We start from the raw sequence: 381 nt of genomic DNA on the forward strand, positions 1-381 counted from the left end.
CGTGTGCCGGTGCGTCCGCCCGTCGCCGCGGGGGCGTACGGCTCGGGGTTGGTAAGTCGGTACGGGTTTCCTGAGACAGGCTGTAAGCGACGGCCGATGACGCACCGGCACACGCCCCCTCCCGTGCGTGGGCGGCTGCGGGAGCGTGGGGGTGCGCCCCTCCAGGGGCCGCTGGGTGACTGACGGTGACTGGGACGCGCCCCTTCAGGGCGCGGGGAACTGCGCGATCAGCCACGGCGGGCCCGCAGTCGAAACGCGACTCATCCCCGCCCCGCCCGCGCGTGGGCGACTGCGGGCGGGGGGTCCGGGGGCGGAGCCCCCTGTTTCGGGAAGGGGTGGGGTGGGGGAAAGGAACCCCCCACCCCCCACCGGAGGGCTCAC

Source organism: Streptomyces montanus (assembly GCF_005786655.1).
In the GTDB taxonomy this organism is placed as follows: Bacteria; Actinomycetota; Actinomycetes; order Streptomycetales; family Streptomycetaceae; genus Streptomyces; species Streptomyces sporangiiformans.